Source organism: Pseudomonas sp. GM74 (assembly GCF_000282455.1).
GTDB lineage: Bacteria > Pseudomonadota > Gammaproteobacteria > Pseudomonadales > Pseudomonadaceae > Aquipseudomonas.
Genome location: NZ_AKJG01000155.1, coordinates 55,169 through 72,455, shown reverse-complemented (window position 1 = coordinate 72,455; position 17,287 = coordinate 55,169). Strand labels below are relative to the sequence as shown.

The 17,287-nt window shown below is 58.7% G+C and carries 18 protein-coding genes; 10 read left to right on the top strand and 8 right to left on the bottom strand.

Annotated elements, in window-relative coordinates; translation table 11 throughout:
* Nucleotides 1-49: 49 nt before the first annotated feature.
* From groL to PMI34_RS02930, 4 genes are all read right to left on the bottom strand, one after another.
* Nucleotides 50-1,696 (bottom strand): chaperonin GroEL, encoded by a 1,647-nt coding sequence (groL, locus tag PMI34_RS02915; protein ID WP_008053540.1) that lies wholly within the window; start codon nt 1,694-1,696, stop codon nt 50-52.
* 50 nt (nt 1,697-1,746) lie between these two features.
* The gene (locus tag PMI34_RS02920) at nt 1,747-2,040 is read right to left on the bottom strand and encodes a co-chaperone GroES (RefSeq protein WP_007985847.1); all 294 of its coding nucleotides are present in this window, start codon (nt 2,038-2,040) and stop codon (nt 1,747-1,749) included.
* 248 nt (nt 2,041-2,288) lie between these two features.
* The gene (locus tag PMI34_RS02925) at nt 2,289-2,765 is read right to left on the bottom strand and encodes an FxsA family protein (RefSeq protein WP_008053539.1); all 477 of its coding nucleotides are present in this window, start codon (nt 2,763-2,765) and stop codon (nt 2,289-2,291) included.
* Between the two features lie 66 nt (nt 2,766-2,831).
* On the bottom strand, nt 2,832-3,563 hold the full coding sequence (locus PMI34_RS02930) for a HugZ family pyridoxamine 5'-phosphate oxidase (protein ID WP_008053538.1): 732 nt from the start codon (nt 3,561-3,563) through the stop codon (nt 2,832-2,834).
* A gap of 162 nt (nt 3,564-3,725) precedes the next feature.
* On the opposite strand from PMI34_RS02930, the gene PMI34_RS02935 reads away from it, so the two are divergent.
* Nucleotides 3,726-4,484, top strand: coding sequence for an SDR family oxidoreductase (locus PMI34_RS02935; protein WP_032829901.1), 759 nt, complete (start codon nt 3,726-3,728; stop codon nt 4,482-4,484).
* A gap of 123 nt (nt 4,485-4,607) precedes the next feature.
* Here PMI34_RS02935 and apbC read toward each other — a convergent pair whose 3' ends face one another.
* Nucleotides 4,608-5,702 carry an iron-sulfur cluster carrier protein ApbC gene (apbC, locus tag PMI34_RS02940; protein WP_008053536.1) on the bottom strand — a complete coding sequence of 365 codons (1,095 nt, stop codon included), beginning with the start codon at nt 5,700-5,702 and terminating at the stop codon, nt 4,608-4,610.
* Nucleotides 5,703-6,029: 327 nt separating this feature from the next.
* Here apbC and metG point away from each other — a divergent pair, with 327 nt between their 5' ends.
* The 8 genes from metG to PMI34_RS02980 all read left to right on the top strand — a co-directional run bounded on the left by metG (nt 6,030) and on the right by PMI34_RS02980 (nt 12,911).
* Nucleotides 6,030-8,081 (top strand): methionine--tRNA ligase, encoded by a 2,052-nt coding sequence (gene metG, locus PMI34_RS02945; protein WP_008053535.1) that lies wholly within the window; start codon nt 6,030-6,032, stop codon nt 8,079-8,081.
* A gap of 142 nt (nt 8,082-8,223) precedes the next feature.
* Complete coding sequence (locus tag PMI34_RS02950) at nt 8,224-8,793, top strand: electron transport complex protein RnfA (RefSeq protein ID WP_008053534.1); 570 nt, start codon at nt 8,224-8,226, stop codon at nt 8,791-8,793.
* Nucleotides 8,790-9,803, top strand: a complete 1,014-nt coding sequence (gene rsxB / locus PMI34_RS02955; protein ID WP_008053533.1) for an electron transport complex subunit RsxB — start codon at nt 8,790-8,792, stop codon at nt 9,801-9,803. Before PMI34_RS02950 ends, rsxB begins: the two co-directional genes overlap by 4 nt.
* Nucleotides 9,790-10,776, top strand: a complete 987-nt coding sequence (locus tag PMI34_RS02960) for an RnfABCDGE type electron transport complex subunit D (RefSeq protein WP_008053532.1) — start codon at nt 9,790-9,792, stop codon at nt 10,774-10,776. The genes rsxB and PMI34_RS02960 overlap by 14 nt, the downstream gene beginning before the upstream one ends.
* Entirely contained in the window at nt 10,773-11,384 is a 612-nt protein-coding gene (locus tag PMI34_RS02965) for an RnfABCDGE type electron transport complex subunit G (protein ID WP_008053531.1), read from the top strand. Before PMI34_RS02960 ends, PMI34_RS02965 begins: the two co-directional genes overlap by 4 nt.
* Nucleotides 11,377-11,961 (top strand): Rnf-Nqr domain containing protein, encoded by a 585-nt coding sequence (locus PMI34_RS02970; RefSeq protein ID WP_008053530.1) that lies wholly within the window; start codon nt 11,377-11,379, stop codon nt 11,959-11,961. Before PMI34_RS02965 ends, PMI34_RS02970 begins: the two co-directional genes overlap by 8 nt.
* Nucleotides 11,962-11,986: 25 nt before the next feature.
* Complete coding sequence (gene nth / locus PMI34_RS02975; protein WP_008053529.1) at nt 11,987-12,625, top strand: endonuclease III; 639 nt, start codon at nt 11,987-11,989, stop codon at nt 12,623-12,625.
* Between the two features lie 106 nt (nt 12,626-12,731).
* Nucleotides 12,732-12,911 (top strand): PA3496 family putative envelope integrity protein, encoded by a 180-nt coding sequence (locus tag PMI34_RS02980; protein WP_007972325.1) that lies wholly within the window; start codon nt 12,732-12,734, stop codon nt 12,909-12,911.
* 81 nt (nt 12,912-12,992) lie between these two features.
* On the opposite strand, the gene PMI34_RS02985 is transcribed toward PMI34_RS02980, so the two are convergent.
* A complete protein-coding gene (locus tag PMI34_RS02985; protein ID WP_008053528.1) occupies nt 12,993-13,619 on the bottom strand; it encodes a response regulator transcription factor in 627 nt (208 codons plus the stop codon).
* Between the two features lie 542 nt (nt 13,620-14,161).
* On the opposite strand from PMI34_RS02985, the gene PMI34_RS02990 reads away from it, so the two are divergent.
* Nucleotides 14,162-14,860 (top strand): hypothetical protein, encoded by a 699-nt coding sequence (locus tag PMI34_RS02990; protein WP_008053527.1) that lies wholly within the window; start codon nt 14,162-14,164, stop codon nt 14,858-14,860.
* A gap of 144 nt (nt 14,861-15,004) precedes the next feature.
* Here PMI34_RS02990 and PMI34_RS02995 read toward each other — a convergent pair whose 3' ends face one another.
* Nucleotides 15,005-16,222 carry an argininosuccinate synthase gene (locus PMI34_RS02995; RefSeq protein ID WP_007985864.1) on the bottom strand — a complete coding sequence of 406 codons (1,218 nt, stop codon included), beginning with the start codon at nt 16,220-16,222 and terminating at the stop codon, nt 15,005-15,007.
* Between the two features lie 129 nt (nt 16,223-16,351).
* Nucleotides 16,352-17,257, bottom strand: a complete 906-nt coding sequence (locus PMI34_RS03000) for a flagellar protein MotY (RefSeq protein WP_008053526.1) — start codon at nt 17,255-17,257, stop codon at nt 16,352-16,354.
* Between the last annotated feature and the right edge of the window lie 30 nt (nt 17,258-17,287).

The window sequence follows — 17,287 nt, the reverse complement described above, 5'->3', positions numbered from 1 at the left end:
CCCGCCTGCTTTCGCAGGCGGGGTTTTTTCGTACAGGGGTAAGGCTGGCTTACATCATGCCGCCCATGCCGCCCATGCCGCCCATGTCTGGCATACCGCCGCCAGCACCGCCGTCTTTCTTCGGTGCGTCAGCAACAGCAGCTTCGGTGGTCAGGATCAGACCGCCGATCGACGATGCAGCTTGCAGCGCGGAACGGGTAACCTTGGTTGGGTCCAGGATGCCCATTTCGATCATGTCGCCGTATTCGCCAGTCGCAGCGTTGTAACCGAAGTTACCTTTGCCGTTCTTGACTTCGTTGACCACAACGCTTGGCTCGTCACCGCTGTTGGCAGCGATCTGACGCAGCGGTGCTTCAACGGCACGGCGCAGAACAGCGATACCCACGTCCTGATCAGCGTTGTCGCCTTTCAGATCGTTCAGGGTTTGCAGAGCGCGGATCAGCGCAACGCCACCGCCAGGTACCACGCCTTCTTCAACGGCTGCACGGGTAGCGTGCAGGGCGTCTTCAACGCGGGCTTTCTTCTCTTTCATTTCTACTTCGGAACCAGCGCCAACCTTGATCACTGCAACGCCGCCGGACAGCTTGGCCAGACGCTCTTGCAGTTTTTCACGGTCGTAGTCCGAGGAAGTTTCGGCAACCTGAGCACGAATCTGAGCAATGCGGGACTCGATGTCGCCTGCTACGCCAGCACCGTCAACGATGATGGTGTTTTCCTTGGAGATGGTCACGCGCTTGGCGCTGCCCAGGTTTTCCAGGGTGGCTGCTTCCAGGCTCAGGCCGATCTCTTCGGAGATAACGGTACCGCCGGTCAGAACGGCGATGTCCTGCAGCATGGCCTTGCGGCGGTCGCCGAAGCCTGGAGCCTTGACGGCTGCGACTTTGACGATGCCACGCATGTTGTTCACGACCAGAGTCGCCAGGGCTTCGCCTTCAACGTCTTCGGAAACGATCAGCAGTGGACGGCCGGCTTTGGCAACGGCTTCCAGCACTGGCAGCATTTCGCGGATGTTCGAGATCTTTTTGTCGACCAGCAGAACCAGCGGGTTGTCCAGCTCGGCAACCATGGTTTCCGGCTTGTTGACAAAGTACGGGGACAGGTAGCCACGGTCGAACTGCATGCCTTCTACAACCGACAGTTCGTTTTCCAGGCCAGTGCCTTCTTCAACGGTGATCACGCCTTCTTTACCGACTTTTTCCATGGCTTCGGCAATGATGTCGCCGATGGAGTTGTCGGAGTTGGCGGAGATGGTACCAACCTGAGCGATGGCCTTGGTGTCAGCGCATGGCTTGGACAGGTTTTTCAGCTCTTTGACGATGGCGATGGTCGCCTTGTCGATGCCGCGCTTCAGATCCATCGGGTTCATGCCGGCGGCGACGGCTTTCAGGCCTTCGTTGACGATCGACTGAGCCAGAACGGTAGCGGTGGTAGTACCGTCACCAGCGTCATCGTTGGCACGGGAGGCAACGTCTTTGACCAGCTGCGCGCCCATGTTTTCGAAACGGTCTTCGAGTTCGATTTCTTTGGCGACGGAAACGCCGTCCTTGGTGATGGTCGGAGCGCCGAAGCTCTTCTCGATGATCACGTTACGGCCTTTCGGGCCCAGGGTCGCTTTTACCGCGTCAGCCAGGACGTTGACGCCTTTGAGCATTTTCTTGCGGGCGGAATCGCCAAACAGAACTTCTTTAGCAGCCATGATCGATATTCCTTAAATACTTTGTAGTAGCGGGAAAATGAACGGGGGTATCAGCCTTCGATAACGGCGAGAATTTCGTTCTCGCTCATTACCAGCAGGTCTTCGCCGTCGACTTTCACAGTGTTGCTGCCGGAGTAAGGACCGAACACAACCTTGTCGCCCACTTTCACGGACAGTGCACGCACTTCACCGTTTTCCAGTACGCGGCCGGTGCCTACAGCGAGGATTTCGCCGCTGTTGGCTTTTTCAGCAGCCGAACCTGGCAGGACGATACCGCCAGCGGTTTTCTTTTCTTCTTCGCTGCGACGGATGACGACGCGGTCATGCAGAGGACGAAGCTTCATTGTCGATCTCTCCTAATTGTGGTTTTCATCGGCCGGTGTAGTCCCGGCGGGTTTAACAAAGTCCGGCGGTGCCGGGTGCGGTTCGTCAAGCGAACCGCGGAAGTCTGTCTGGCGTGTTCGCCAGAAACCTTGCGGTGACCGTTACATAAGGGCGCATAAGCTTATTACAAGGGCAGGGAGCGAAAAATTTTCAGTTCGCTGCCCCGCAAACGAACACGGCACCCGAAGGTGCCGTGTCAATGTGTGAATTACTTGGTATCGCGGTGTTCGAACTCGCCTTCGATCACGTTGGGCTCACGGCCCAGCGGCTCGCGAGGCGCCGGGCCGCCACGGGCCTGGAGGTCATCGGCGAACGCTCGCTGACGCATCGCCTGCTCCTCGGCGCGCTGGCGCATTTTATTGGCCAGCAGGCGACGACTGAACGGCAGCAGCATGAACAGGCCGATCACATCGCTGATGAAACCCGGAAGAATCAGCAGGCCACCGGCCAATGCCAGCATCAGGCCTTCGAGCATGGTCTGGGCCGGCAGTTCGCCGCGGCTCAGGCTTTCACGGGCACGCAGGGCCGTGGCCAGGCCGGCGATGCGCAGCACGAACACGCCGAACATCGAGCCGAGAATGATCAGCAGCAGGGCCGGGAAAAACCCGATGGACCCTGCCACCTTGACGAATACGAACAGCTCCAACACCGGGAACAGCAGAAAGAGCAACAAAAAAGGGCGCATCAAATGGTTCCTCAACGCAAGAATGCCTTGCCAGTTCACCTTAGATGACGTCGCCGTTTCGTGAATTCAAGCATCGGCCACTTCATTTTTCGGCCAATGCTCGGCGTGAGCCAGAGAAACCAAGGCTTCGCGGACTTGTGTCGGCGTATTACAAGGCGCTTGAAACGGCAACCAGTACAGACTTTGACCGATACGCAGGTGCATGCCTTCGGTATCGATACCGACCATTTGCGCCGCCACGTTTTTCGGCAACCCGGCCAGATCGACGTAATGGGCGATGGCCTTGGCGTGATCGGCGTTCATGTGCTCGACCATGCTCACTTCGGCCTTGCCGGCGAACGGGTTGGCCAGGGTCAGGTCGTTGACCCAATGAATCGCGCCAAAACCGCCGATGTAACGGTGGCGTACAGGCTCGAGCACCCAAAAATCGAAATCGTGGGCCTTGTGATAACCCTGCGACTCCGGGAAATAGCGGTAGTAACGCTCGCAGGCGGCTTCGATGGCGGATTCGTCTTCGAGCTGCCGGGCCTCGGCCAGGTAAGTCAGTCGACCAACGGCCTGAACATCTTCAGCACCACGTTCGCCGACAAAGAGCGAGCATTTCGGATCTTTTTGCAGATTATGCGTGTGCTGGGCGATGCGACTGATCAGGATCAGCGGCCGGCCCTGCTCATCCAGGCAGTACGGAACCACGGAGCCGAACGGAAAACCGGGCATCGATTTTGAGTGCGTCGAGAGCACCCCACGGTATTCCTTGAGGAGCAATTCTCGTGCATGCTTAGCCGCTTCAACGCTCAATTTATGACTCCTTAAATAGAATCCGTCAGAAAAACGGACGAGCTGCTGGTTAAAGTTCCAGCATGCCATCGGGGCAGTTCTCATGTGCAGCCAAGCCAGGTCTGGCGCAGATCGAGAGGCTCTCTAAAGGAAACCACTCAGACCTGCTACCGGGGCATGCGAATGCAACTCACTGACAAAGTAATCATTATCACTGGCGGTTGCCAGGGTTTAGGCCGCTCCATGGCCGAGTATTTCGCAGGCAAGGGCGCGAAGCTCGCACTGGTGGACCTGAACCAGGAAAAACTCGACGACGCCGTCGCGACCTGCAAGGCCCGGGGTGTCGAGGCCCGCGCCTACCTGTGCAACGTGGCCAACGAAGAGCAAGTCACCCACATGGTTGCCCAGGTCGCTGAAGACTTCGGCGCGATCCATGGCTTGATCAACAACGCCGGGATCCTGCGCGACGGTCTGTTGCTCAAGGTCAAGGATGGCGAAATGACCAAGATGAGCCTGGCCCAGTGGCAGGCCGTCATCGACGTCAACCTGACCGGCGTGTTCCTGTGCACCCGTGAAGTCGCGGCGAAAATGGTCGAGCTGAACAACAGTGGCGCGATCATCAATATCTCGTCGATTTCCCGCGCCGGCAACGTCGGCCAGACCAACTACTCCGCCGCCAAGGCCGGTGTCGCCGCGGCGACCGTGACCTGGGCCAAGGAACTGGCACGCTACGGCATTCGTGTCGCCGGCATTGCACCGGGCTTCATCGAAACCGAAATGACCCTGGGCATGAAGCCTGAAGCGCTGGAGAAGATGACTGCCGGGATCCCGCTCAAGCGCATGGGCAAACCTGAAGAAATCGCCCATTCGGCGGCTTACATCTTCGAGAACGACTACTACACCGGTCGGATTCTGGAGATGGATGGCGGGTTGCGCCTCTAAACCCAACCCAAAACCCTTGTAGCAGCTGCCGAGGCACGAGGCTGCGTCGGGCTGCGCAGCGGCCCCGAAGGCGGTCCTGCGGACACGCAACGCAGCCTCGTGCCTCGGCAGCTGCTACAGGTCTCAATCGTCGCTGATGCTTATATTCGGCATCGCCGGCGTCAAAGCTTCCTGCAACACGATCCGCGCGCCAACGTGACGGGCCAGCTCCTGGTAAACCAGTGCAATCGGGCTGTCCGGATCGGCGATCACTGTTGGCTTGCCGCCATCGGCCTGTTCGCGGATGGCCATCGCCAGCGGCAACGAGGCCAGCAGCTCGACGCCATATTGGTTGGCCAGCTTCACGCCCCCGCCTTCACCGAACAGATGCTCGGCATGTCCGCAGTTGGAGCAGATGTGCACGGCCATGTTTTCCACCACGCCCAGCACCGGAATGTTGACCTTGCGGAACATTTCCACGCCCTTGCGCGCGTCCAGCAATGCCAGGTCCTGCGGGGTGGTCACGATGACCGCACCGGCCACCGGCACTTTCTGCGCCAGGGTCAGCTGGATGTCACCGGTGCCTGGCGGCATGTCGATGACCAGGTAATCCAGATCGCCCCACGCGGTTTGGGTCACCAGTTGCAACAGGGCGCCGGAAACCATCGGCCCGCGCCAGACCATCGGCGTGTTGTCGTCGGTCAGGAAGGCCATGGACATCACTTCGACGCCATGGGACTTGAGCGGAACGAACCACTTCTGGTCCTTGACCTCGGGACGGGTGCGCTCGGGGATGCCGAACATGATGCCCTGGCTCGGGCCGTAGATGTCCGCATCGAGAATCCCGACCTTGGCGCCTTCACGGGCCAGGGCCAGGGCCAGGTTGGCCGCCGTGGTGGATTTGCCCACGCCGCCCTTGCCGGACGCCACGGCCACCACGTTTTTCACGTTCGCCAGGCCCGGAATCTGCGCCTGAGCCTTGTGCGCAGCGATCACACTGGTGATTTCGACCTTGGCGCTTGCCACGCCATCCAGTCCTTGAATGGCCATTTCCAGCATCTGCGCCCAGCCACTCTTGAACAGACCGGCGGCATAACCCAGTTCTAGCTGAACGCTGACGCGCTCGCCCTGGATCTCGATGTTGCGCACGCACCCGGCGCTGACCGGGTCCTGGTTCAGGTAAGGGTCGGTGTATTGGCGAAGGACGGCTTCCACCGCTGCGCGATTGACGGCGCTCATGGGCAACTCCGAAAACAGGACTGGAAAAGATGGTGGGTATCGTACCTGTTCTAAAGCCTGGGCGGCATGCTTTCAGAATGTCACAAATATCCTGTGGCGAGACGCCCCGTAGCAGCTGGCGAAGCCTGCGTTCGGCTGCGTAGCAGTCGCCAATCCGGACAACCCGGGTTACCTGAAACACCGTGGCGCCTGGTTTTACGACTGCTGCGCAGCCGAACGCAGGCTTCGCCAGCTGCTACGGGGACCGTGGATACGGGCACGGGGGTGAAAAATATGCGCCGGCGCTTTATAGTGGCCGACCTCCGTTTCATCAAGTAGCCGAGCCCCATGTCCGAGCCACGCAAGATCCTCGTCACCAGCGCCCTGCCCTATGCCAATGGTTCGATCCACCTTGGCCATATGCTGGAGTACATCCAGACCGATATGTGGGTGCGCTTCCAGAAGCACCGCGGCAACCAATGCATTTATGTCTGCGCCGACGACGCCCACGGATCGGCGATCATGCTGCGCGCGGAAAAGGAAGGCATCACCCCGGAACAACTGATCGCCAACGTCCAGGCTGAACACAGTGCCGACTTTGCCGACTTCCTGGTGGACTTCGATAACTTCCACTCCACTCACGCCGAAGAAAACCGTGAGCTGTCGAGTCAGATCTACCTGAAGCTGCGTGACGCCGGGCACATCGCCACGCGTTCGATCACCCAGTACTTCGACCCGGAAAAGAAAATGTTCCTGGCCGACCGCTTCATCAAGGGCACCTGCCCGAAATGCGGCACCGAAGACCAGTACGGCGACAACTGCGAAAAATGCGGCGCGACCTATGCACCGACCGACCTGAAGGATCCGAAGTCGGCAATCTCCGGCGCCACCCCGGTGCTCAAGGATTCCCAGCACTTCTTCTTCAAGCTGCCAGACTTCCAGCAAATGCTGCAGACCTGGACCCGCAGCGGCACCCTGCAGGATGCCGTGGCCAACAAGATCGCCGAATGGCTGGATGCGGGCCTGCAACAGTGGGACATCTCCCGCGATGCGCCGTACTTCGGTTTTGAAATCCCCGACGAGCCGGGCAAATACTTCTACGTGTGGCTGGATGCGCCGATCGGCTACATGGCCAGCTTCAAGAACCTGTGCAACCGCACGCCGGAGCTGGACTTCGACGCGTTCTGGGGCAAGGACTCCACCGCCGAGCTGTACCACTTCATCGGCAAGGACATCGTCAACTTCCACGCCCTGTTCTGGCCAGCCATGCTCGAAGGCGCGGGCTACCGCAAGCCGACCGGGATCAACGTGCACGGCTACCTGACCGTCAACGGCCAGAAGATGTCCAAGTCCCGCGGCACCTTCATCAAGGCCCGGACCTACCTGGACCACCTGTCGCCGGAATACCTGCGCTATTACTACGCGGCCAAGCTGGGCCGTGGCGTCGACGATCTCGACCTGAACCTCGAAGACTTCGTGCAGAAGGTCAACTCCGACCTTGTGGGCAAGGTCGTCAACATCGCCAGCCGTTGCGCCGGCTTCATCAACAAGGGCAATGCCGGCGTGATGGTCGACACCAACGCCGCGCCTGAACTGACCGACGCCTTCCTGGCCGCCGCGCCAGGCATCGCCGACGCCTATGAAGCCCGCGACTTCGCCCGCGCCATGCGCGAGATCATGGGCCTGGCCGACCGCGCCAACGCCTGGATCGCCGACAAGGCACCGTGGTCGTTGAACAAACAGGAAGGCAAACAGGATGAAGTGCAGGCCATCTGCGCCACCGGTGTCAACCTGTTCCGCCAACTGGTGATCTTCCTCAAGCCGGTGTTGCCGCTGCTGGCCGCCGATGCCGAGGCGTTCCTCAACGTCGCGCCGCTGACCTGGAGCGACCACGCGACCTTGCTCGGCAATCACCAGTTGAACGAGTTCAAGCCATTGATGACCCGAATCGACCCGGTCAAGGTACAAGCCATGACCGACGCCTCGAAAGAAGACCTGACCGCCAGCCAGACCGACACCGGCGCAGCCGCACCTGCCGGCAATGGCGAACTGGCCAGGGATCCGCTGTCGCCGGAAATCGAGTTCGACACCTTTGCCGCCGTCGACCTGCGTGTTGCCCTGATCGTCAAGGCCGAACACGTGGAAGGCGCCGACAAGCTGCTGCGCCTGACCCTGGACATCGGTGACGAGCAACGCAACGTGTTCTCCGGGATCAAGAGCGCTTACCCGGATCCGTCCAAGCTCGATGGTCGACTGACCATGATGATCGCCAACCTCAAGCCACGAAAAATGAAGTTCGGCATCTCCGAAGGCATGGTGATGGCGGCCGGCCCTGGCGGTGAAGAGATCTACCTGCTCAGCCCTGACAGCGGCGCCAAGCCGGGCCAGCGCATCAAGTAAGGTCTGCGGCAAATCGATCCCGCAGTCGTGCCTGGCGCGGCTGCGGGATTTTCATGTCTGGCCCCCCCTCCCGCCTTGCCGGATAATGCCTACTCTTTTTAGACAACTACGCTAAAAAGCCCTGTTCCTGCCGGCACGAACAATGACCGAAATCCTGCTTACGCTTATCAGCGCCGCCCTGATCAACAACATCGTGTTGCACTGGCCGTTGGCCGTCGATCCGCTGCTGGCCGGCCAGCGCCGTCAGGTCCATGCCTTGGGTATTGCGACGACCTGCCTGATGCTGGTCGTGGGCATGCTCGGCTACACGCTCTATCAATGGCTGCTGGTGCCACTGCAATTGACGCCACTGCGTCTGTTTGTTTTTCTGCCATTGAGCGTGTTGCTGATCAGCCCGTTGCTGAAGTTGCTGGCACGGGTGTTTTCGACACTGCCGTTCGAAGGCCTCTGGCCGTTGCTGCTGGGCAATGCCGGCGTGCTCGGCGTGACCTTGCTCAACGCTCAGGAAGACAAGGGTTTCTTTCACGCCACGACCATGAGCCTCGGTGCAGGGCTGGGCTTCTGGCTGGTGTTGAGCCTGTTCACTGATTTACGTGAACGCACGGCCGACAACGATGTTCCCCTGCCCTTTCGCGGCTTGCCGATCGACCTGATCGGCGCCGGCCTGATCGCAGTGGCCTTTCTCGGATTCAGCGGACTGATCAAAACATGAGTCTGATTCAAAGCATCGACGCCCTCTTGCCGCAAACCCAATGCGGCAAGTGCGGCCACCCCGGGTGCAAGCCGTACGCCGAAGGCATCGCCAATGGCGAGCCGATCAACAAGTGTCCGCCCGGCGGCAACGAAACCATCGCGGCCCTGGCCGAACTGCTGAAGGTGCCGGTGCTGGAGCTGGATGTCAGCCGTGGCTCTGCCCCGGCGCAGATCGCCTACATCCGCGAGGCCGAGTGCATTGGTTGCACCAAGTGCATTCAGGCCTGCCCGGTCGATGCCATCGTCGGCGCGGCCAAACTGATGCACACGGTGATCATCGATGAGTGCACCGGTTGCGACCTCTGCGTGGCACCCTGCCCGGTGGACTGCATCGAAATGCGCCCACTGCCGCCGAACACGGTACTGCCCGTTGTCGGGGGCCTGGCCCTCACACCGCAGGCGCGGCAGGCCCGTACCGTCAAGCGCGATCACGCACGACGGCGTTTCGAACAACGCAATGCTCGCTTGCAGCGTGAGGAGCAACAGAAAATCGCCGAACGCCAGGCAAGGCAGCGAGCGGCGCAACCTGCCGAGACGACAGCCGACCCGGTGCAGGCGGCCCTCGAGCGCGTCCGCGCACAGAAAACCGCCAATGCCGATGCCGCGCTGAAAAAGGCCAAAATCGATGTGGCGATGAGTCGGGCGCAGTTGCACAAATCGCTGAGGGCCTTCGGACATCCACCGACCTTCGAACAGCAATCGCAGTTGATTGTCCTGCAACAACAGTTCGAAGCCGCCGAACAAAACCTGGCGCAACTGGAAAGCGTCGCCCCATCGGCCCCTGCACCGACGGTCGCAGCTGTGTCGTCAAATGATGCCGATCTGAAACGGGCCAAGATCCAGTTGGCCATGCGCCGCGCCGAACTCAAGAAGGCTCGGACCAACGAAGCAGCGGCGGAGCAAATCGAAGCCCTGGAGCGCGCACTCGCTGAAGCCGAACGCCTGGTGGACGCCCATGCCACCCCTTGACGCAGTTGATGATCGCCTGCAACAGGCGATGAAACTGGTGCTGTTGGCCACGCTGCCGGGAATTCTGGCAGCGTTCTGGCTGTATGGCTGGGGCGTTTTGATCAATCTGGTTCTGGCGGCCACTGCCGCGTTGGCCGTCGAGGCCGTCGTCGTGCATTTGCGCAAGCGACCGCCGGGGCCAACCTTGAGTGACGGCAGCGCGCTGGTCAGTGCCACATTGCTGGCTCTGGCGCTGCCGCCTTACTGCCCATGGTGGCTGCCCCTCAGTGCTGCTGTTTTTGCGATGGTGTTCGGCAAGCACTTGTATGGCGGCGTCGCTTCGAATCCCTTCAACCCGGCGATGCTCGGTCTTGCCCTGGTGCTGGTGACCTTTCCCCAACCAATGACCCTTTGGCCATCCCCCCATGGCATGGATCTGCTGAGCGGTTTAGGGCACGTGTTCGGTGTCGGCCAGGCGCCGGATGCATGGGTACAGGCCACGGCACTGGACAGTCTGCGGATCAACAAAAGCCTGACCATGGATGAACTGTTTGCCGACAACCCGGCATTCGGCCACTTTGGCGGCCGAGGGGTGGAATGGCTGAACCTGGCCTTTGTGGCGGGTGGAATGTTTCTCCTGCAACGAAGGGTGATCAGTTGGCATGCACCGCTCGGAATGCTGGCCAGCCTGTTCATCGTCAGCCTGCTGTGCTGGAACGGTTCGGGCTCCGACTCCCATGGCTCGCCGTTGTTTCATCTGCTGACTGGCGCGACCATGCTCGGGGCGTTCTTCATCATTACCGAACCGGTGTCCGGCGCCAGAAACCCACGCGCGAAATTGCTGTTCGGCGTCGGCGTAGGGCTTCTGACTTATCTGATTCGTACCTGGGGTGGCTACCCGGACGGCATCGCCTTCGCCGTGCTGTTGATGAACCTGTGCGTGCCGGCGCTGGAGCGGTTCGTGGCGGCCAGGCAACAGCCGGCGGCGCCATGAACCGGACATCAAGCATCGCGCTTGTGGTGCTGTTGGCCGCACTGGGCCTTGGCATGACCTACTTCGTGCAACTCGGCAGTGCGCCACGCATTGCAGCCCAACAGCGCCTGATCGACAGCCGTCATCTGCTGGACCTGATCGCGCCGGACAGCTACGACAATCAACCACTCGAACACCCGATAAAGATTGAAGCAACCGCACTGACCAACAGCTCCTTGCTGGGTGGTTATCTGGCGACCCGGGCCGATCAACCCGTCGCGGTGTTGCTGCGCAGTCAAACCCTTGGCTACGCCGGCGCCATCGACCTGTTGATCGCTATCGACGGCAATGGCAGGTTGCTGGGCGTCAAAACCCTCAAACAGTCGGAAACACCAGGGCTGGGCGCGCGGATCGCCGACTGGCCCAATGCCTGGCTCCAGGTCTTTTCCGGCAAATCTCGAACAGAACCCGGTGACAGCGGCTGGGCGCTGAAAAAGGATCAGGGGCAATTCGATCAGATCGCAGGCGCAACCATCACTTCAAGAGCGGTGATCAATGCCGTCCACGACGCCTTGCGCTACTTCGATGAACACCGGCAACAACTGCTCGGAATCCCTGCCCATGGATAACTCACCGATTCTGCGCAACACCTTGATGCTAACGCCGCTGATCGGCGCCACCCACTCGTTGACGGCCGCGGTTGGCCTGTGCCTGATGTTCATGGTGGTCACCCAGTTGTTCAGCCTGGCCATGGGCGCCTTGCGATCCCGACTGGTCCCGGCGACCCGCTTGCTGACCAGCATCCTGTTGGCGGCCACACTCACCAGTTGCGCGGAACTCATGGCACAAGCCTGGTCGCTGCAATGGCAGCAGCATCTGGGGTTCTACGGCGCCTTGATCGCCTTGCAATGCGTCGTACTGGAACACACCGGGTTCTTTCAGAACGATTGGCGTCAACGCCTGCGACTCAACGGCCTGTTTGCCACGTTGATGATCGCGTTGGGCCTGCTGCGCGAACTCATCGGCAATGGAACTCTTGGAAACCATCTATCGTGGCTTTTCGACGCGATACAAACTGACTGGCAAGGCTGGATACTAATGGCTGACGGTGGCCTGCGCCTGGCCACATTGGTCCCTGGCGGGTTTATCCTGCTCGGGCTGCTGATCGCCGCCTGGCAGGCCTGGCGCCCCACGCCCACACATTGATTGCCCTCGAGGAAACGCACTGCCCATGAATGCCGCAAAACGTCTGGAAATCTTCCGCAGACTGCATGAGGACAACCCGGAACCAAAGACCGAGCTGGCCTATTCCTCACCCTTCGAACTGCTGATTGCCGTGATTCTCTCGGCGCAATCGACCGATGTCGGCGTCAACAAGGCCACAGCCAGGCTGTTCCCGGTCGCCAATACCCCGGCAGCGATCCATGCACTGGGTGTCGAGGGGCTGTCGGAGTACATCAAGACCATCGGCCTATACAACAGCAAAGCGAAAAACGTGATCGAAACCTGTCGCTTGCTGGTCGAGCGTCACGCCGGCGAAGTCCCACAAACCCGCGAAGAGCTGGAGGCGCTGCCCGGCGTCGGCCGCAAGACCGCCAATGTGGTACTCAATACGGCATTCCGTCAGCTGACCATGGCCGTCGACACGCATATTTTCAGGGTCAGCAACCGGACGGGCATTGCCCCCGGCAAGAATGTGGTGGAAGTCGAGAAAAAACTGATGAAATTCGTGCCCAGGGAGTACCTGCTCGACTCCCATCACTGGCTGATCCTTCACGGCCGCTATGTTTGCCTGGCCCGCAAGCCCCGATGCGGGAGCTGCCGGATCGAGGACTTGTGCGAATACAAGCACAAAACCTCCGACGATTGAGCCGCTATTAGGTTTATTGATTTGTCGATTGAAAAAATCTTTTTTACCCGCCGGGAGATTGTCGATATAAGGAGCGCCAAAGGCCTTCTTAGCCTGGAGCAACTAAATGAGTACTGGCAAAGAGCAATTGGACGTAGAAGACGATTTCACCACCGCCGAAACCGATGACGCTGAGCCGGTGGTTGAAGTAGCGAAAACTAATCTGAGCAAACGCCGCACCATCGACAACCTGCTGGAGGAGCGCCGACTGCAAAAGCAATTGGCCGATTACGATTTTGACTTATGACACCTGAAAGCCTCCCGAAACGGAGGCTTTTTTTCTAAGTGCCATACCCCACCAAGCGACCCTTGTCGCGCTGTTACGCCATCACACCAGACCATTTCGTTGTGCCAGCTCGATCAGATCGACCAGAGACCGCGCATTCAGCTTGAGCAACAGGCGGGTCTTGTAAGTACTGACTGTTTTATTGCTGAGAAACATTCCATCGGCAATCTCCTTATTAGTCTTTCCTCGAGCCAACTGTTGCAGGACCATCATTTCCCGTCCCGACAATCGATCAACCATATCGGCCTCACTGGCGTTCCCCAAACTGCAACGCACGGTATGCAAGGCTTGATTAGGAAAGTAACTGTAGCCTGACAACACGGCCTTTATTGCGCTGAGCAACTCCGTGAGGTCTTGTTGCTTGCAGACATAACCGGCTGCACCGGATTGCATGCAACGCATCGAAAAATGTCCCGGCGCCTGGGAAGTCAAAATCAGCACTTTCATTGGCATTGAGGTCGAAGACAAACGCGCGATGACTTCCAACCCGTCCAGCTTCGGAATCCCGATATCCAGAATGACAATGTCCGGCATAAGTTCACGGGCTAGTTGCAGTGCATCCACACCATTATCGGTTTCTGCAATAACTTCGTAGCCATGACGCTCCATTAGCATACGTACCGCAAGACGAATGACGGGGTGATCATCCACGATCAGCACTTTATTCATGGGCAAGTCCAATTTTCGCTGTTCGAATTTTTAGAGCCCGCACAATAGCCTAGTCGTTTCACCCATGGCATGTCGCCCCTCCCGGCCACCCACACCAAGAGACATACCCTACAAACAACACGGATTTCTCCTACAAAAATCCCTCGAACAGAATGAATTAAAAACTGTATCAGCGTCAGCGTGCCGCACTTTCCAGCAGTCCCCCCTGTCGATTTACGACCAAAATTTTCCGAGCGCCAGTTTGATCGGTCGCGCCCGACAAGCACTAGCCTCTATCTCCCCGTTAAACGTAACTGATATTTTCGCACTCAACACTCACACCAGAAATATCACACACCAAGTATCCAATTACTCTTACAGCAAATTATATTTTTTGAGCAATCATTAAAGCATACCCCACACTCAAGAATTCGAAGAGCAATACAGCAAACAAATAAAACCTGTAAAAAACCAACAGGAAATAAAAATCACTACAACAACCACCACATCAGACCACCCCCATAAACCCCTTGAGAACAGACAACCCGGCATGAGTACAGAACATGATAAAAAAACGAATCACCAACCCGATGACAATTATCGCGATATTCGCAGCGCTTTCTGAAACTTCGGCAGCCGTCTCTCTGCCCTTCCTTGATCAGGGGGAAAGAGAACTCTACGTCTGGTTCCTGATCAGTTTTCCGTTCTATCTGCTTTTACTTTTTTTCGCGACACTCAACTTCAACTATAAATCACTTTATGCACCCTCCGATTTTGAAAAGGGAAAGCACTTCATGAAGGTCATGGATGATGTTGGGCGGTCGGAAAAAAAAGCGTGCGCCAAGCCGACTGAAAACCCCGCACTGGAAACATCAACGAATGACTGGCAGCCCGCTCGCACGCCTTGTGGCGCACAGGACCCGCCAACCGGGATCGGTCTGCAAACCACTGTCTCCGTTCAGCATCACCTTCAGTTACCGGAACCGGTAAAAGACCTGTACATCGTTGATGTACGCTGGATGAGCAAAGAGGTCGAGTTTGGAGCGCTGCTGGAGAAAATCCAGAGGCCACGGGAAAGGACGGCGTACGTGATTCTGTTCGTCACTTGTGCCGTTTCGGAGAAATTACTGAAAGCCAGTGCGCTTGTACATTCAAAGCAGGTCAGCAAGCACAGTGCCGCCTTTTATGTGACCTACAATCCGGACTCGCACAGGTTGTCGGTCATTGATCAGACCGGACTACCGGCAAACAACAACCCATAGAGCAGGCCATTGGAAGGATAAAAACAGGAAATCATCAGCGCAAACGAAAACACCCGACCACGCAGTAACTGATGTCACACCCCGTTTTCAGGTACCTGACCCCGTCGAGGACGAGGTCAGGTATCCATTACGATTTCAAAGGTCTCAGAACAGCTTCCGGCCTTTGTTCGCCGCAATGCGCATGCGCAGGGCGTTGAGCTTGATGAAGCCCGCTGCATCCGCCTGGTTGTAGGCGCCGCCATCTTCTTCGAAGGTAGCGATGTTGGCGTCGAACAGCGAGTCGTCGGACTTGCGGCCAGTGACGATCACATTGCCCTTGTACAGCTTCAGGCGCACAACGCCGTTCACGTTGACCTGGGACGCATCGATCATCTGTTGCAGCATCAGACGCTCAGGGCTCCACCAGTAGCCGGTGTAGATCAGGCTGGCGTACTTGGGCATCAGCTCGTCCTTGAGGTGAGCCACTTCGCGGTCCAGGGTGATCGATTCGATCGCACGGTGGGCGCGCAGCATGATGGTGCCGCCAGGGGTTTCGTAGCAGCCACGGGACTTCATGCCCACGTAACGGTTCTCGACGATGTCGAGACGGCCGATACCGTGCTCGCCACCGATACGGTTCAGGGTCGCCAGTACGGTGGCCGGGGTCATTTCGACGCCGTCCAGCGCGACGATGTCACCGTTGCGGTAGGTCAGTTCCAGGTACTGCGGCTTGTCTGGAGCGTTTTCCGGGGAAACGGTCCAGCGCCACATGTCTTCTTCGTGCTCGGTCCAGGTGTCTTCCAGCACGCCGCCTTCATAGGAGATGTGCAGCAGGTTGGCATCCATGGAGTACGGGGACTTCTTCTTGCCGTGGCGCTCGATCGGGATCGCGTGCTTATCGGCGTAGTCCATCAGCTTTTCACGGGACAGCAGGTCCCACTCGCGCCACGGAGCGATCACTTTCACACCTGGCTTCAAGGCGTACGCACCGAGTTCGAAACGAACCTGGTCGTTACCCTTGCCGGTGGCGCCATGGGAAATGGCGTCAGCGCCGGTTTCGTTGGCGATTTCGATCAGGCGCTTGGCGATCAGCGGACGAGCGATGGAAGTACCCAGCAGGTACTCGCCTTCGTAAACGGTGTTGGCGCGGAACATCGGGAAAACGAAATCGCGCACGAACTCTTCGCGCAAGTCGTCGATGTAGATCTCTTTGACGCCCATGGCCTGAGCCTTGGCGCGTGCAGGTTCGACCTCTTCGCCCTGACCCAGGTCAGCGGTGAAGGTCACCACTTCACAGTTATAAGTATCCTGCAGCCACTTGAGGATCACCGAAGTGTCCAGGCCGCCGGAATACGCCAGAACGACCTTGTTTACGTCCGCCATGCCATCACTCCACGGGGTTCTACGGAAAGCCGGGAAGTCTACCGCTCATGCAGAATAATTTACAGTGGCGCGACAGCTTATGACGACGAAGCGACAGATTATGTCGAGGGAGCGACGATGACCAAATAGTCAGGAAGTTGCCGAAACGGCCGCCTTCGTCGCTTGCGGGGCGACTTGTTCCGCGGGTGCTCCGCGCTCCAGGCGTACCGCCACTCGACGGTTCTTCGCGCGGTTGGTGTTGTTGGTGTTAGGCGCCACCGGATAACGCTCGCCATGGAAACGCAGGGTGATTTGCGACTCCTGGATGCCATTGGCCTTGAAGAACTCCATCACTGCCAAGGCTCGGCGCCGCGACAGGTCGCGGTTGGTCAGGCGGTTGCCGCTGTTGTCGGAGTGACCGTCGAGTTCGATGTGATTGACCGTCGGATCGGCCTTCATGTACTCCAGCATCACCTGCAGTTTGGCTTTTGCGGCGCTGTCGAGTTCGATTCCGCCGCCGGGGAAACCGATTTCGGATTGCTTCACCTGTTCGAAATTCTGTGGCAACAGTTTCGCTACACACCCCTGATAGTCGGCAAACGCTTTGGTGAACCTGACCGGCAACAAGCGTACTTCCGACACCCGCCCATCCCCCGAGGAATGTCGAACCACCGGGCCGCGACCGTCCATCAGGCCACTGATCAGACGCCCGGCCTGAACCTGCGAGCTATTGAACAATACGTTGCCACTGCCGATTCTCACCGTGCCCAGGTTGATATCGTCACGGCCCGGTTGCCACGGCGCCGCAGCGGCCAGCAGCGTCGCCGAGCCACCGCCAATCATCGGGTTGTAGGCTTTCAGACGAAACGTCGCCTGCTCGCCGGCACGACGCACGAACTCGCCCGAACCGAAATCGGTGATCGGCTGAGTCAGGCGGCATTCGAACTTGTCGCCTTCTACCGTCCACTCAATGTTCTCCAGACGGGTCTGGAAAGTGAGCGCCATCGCCGGAAGGCTGGCAAACACACTGAGCAAGGCTAAATAACGCTGGCGCACGGGAGGCTCCACTGGCTTCTACAACAAAAA